Annotated in this window: 2 protein-coding genes; one reads left to right on the top strand and one right to left on the bottom strand. The window is 67.5% G+C overall.

Annotation, left to right across the window (positions count from 1 at the left end; translation table 11 throughout):
• Positions 1–753 (bottom strand): 2-oxo-4-hydroxy-4-carboxy-5-ureidoimidazoline decarboxylase (gene uraD, locus ALA01S_RS31010; RefSeq protein WP_084268123.1); only part of this gene is annotated, 753 nt, incomplete at its 3' end.
• Positions 754–1,238: 485 nt separating this feature from the next.
• Here uraD and ALA01S_RS32470 point away from each other — a divergent pair.
• The coding region (locus ALA01S_RS32470) for a urate hydroxylase PuuD (protein ID WP_174548676.1) at positions 1,239–1,384 on the top strand (146 nt) is incomplete at its 3' end.

Genomic DNA, 1,384 nt, shown 5'->3' with positions numbered 1-1,384 from the left:
TTTGGCGTCCAGATCGCTGCCGTGGTAGATGCCCACCACGTTGCCCACGGCGTCGATGCCCACGTCGTCGAAGCCGCAGTCCTGGCGCATCCAGTCGGCGAGCTGGCGGGCGCAGGCGCGGTGCGGCTCGGTCAGGTAGGTGACGGTGAGGGCGCCGTCCTGCTCGCTGTGCTGGGCGAGCTGCTCGGCCCAGTCCCACACCTGGTTGCCCAGCGTGGGCGTGAAGCCGAACTTGTCGTTCAGGCGCATCTCGGCAATGCGGTGGATGTGGCGCAGCGCCTCGGCGAACTCGAAGTCCGGGTGATGGGCCAGGCGGCGCTCGAAGGTCTCGATGATCTGCCGCCGGTGCAGGCCGGTGCCGCGCGGGCCGCGCACGGCCATGATGAAGGGCCAGCCGAAGCGCGCGTTGTACTCGGCGTTCAGGCGCTGGAGCTTGTCGAACTCGGCCGGCGTGCAGTCGGTCAGGCCCGCCTTGCCCTGCTCGTGGGTGGACTCGGCCGTGAGCGACTGGGCCACCATGGCCTTGCCGGCCAGCTCGGGGTGGGCGCGTATGAGCCCAAGCTGCGCTTCACGCCCAGCCTCGTGCAGCACGTCCACCAGCGCGCGCTTGAGATGCGCCAGGCTCAAGAAAGGCCTGCGTTGCCAGGCCTTTTCGGCGATCCAGGGCGAGTGTTCGTACACGCCGTCCAGCAGCGCGGTGAACTCGGCCTGGGGCGCGGCGTTGAGGCTTGAGAGGGTGAGCGTGGGGTGCATGGCGTCTCCGGGATCGTCGTCCTGCCGCTGGCGCCGCGGGCGGGGTGCCCGCCTCGGCTTGGGCGCTGCGGTGAAAGTGTGCGCATAAGTGTATACACAAGAGCGCACGAAATGCTCGGCAATTCCCTACCGGAGTGCATGCACCACGACGGCTCCATGTGCTTCACGGCGGTGCGTGGTGCACCGCCGTGAGCCTGGAAAACCCACGTTCGAGGGAGGCTTCAGCAGGCTGCGGAGGCTGGCGACTGCCTGGCCCGGGTCTTGCAAACAATCGAGTCTTGTCGTTGGGCGGTCCGGGAAAACACGGTCCGCTTGGCGCACCAGTCTGTATACAGTTTGTTCACGTCGCCGCGGAGCCCGCGCGGGCGCCTCGCACAGCGAGGGCCTGCATCAGGTTGCGACGTTCGCTCCTCACAGAGCCCGCTGTGGTGAGGGGAAGAGGCCGGCACTGTCCCAAGCGCCGGCCCTTCTTCCGCTGTTCACCGATGGACGTTTCCTACCTCATCGACTGGGCCAACCTGCTGCTGCGTTGGGCCCACGTCATCACCGCCGTGGCCTGGATAGGCGCGTCCTTCTACTTCGTGATGCTGGACAACAGCCTCGGCGCGCCCACGCATTCGGACCTGAAGAA

Source organism: Azohydromonas lata NBRC 102462 (genome assembly GCF_001571085.1).
GTDB classification, from domain to species: Bacteria; Pseudomonadota; Gammaproteobacteria; order Burkholderiales; family Burkholderiaceae_C; genus Azohydromonas; species Azohydromonas lata.
This window is presented reverse-complemented; position numbering and strand designations above follow the sequence as displayed.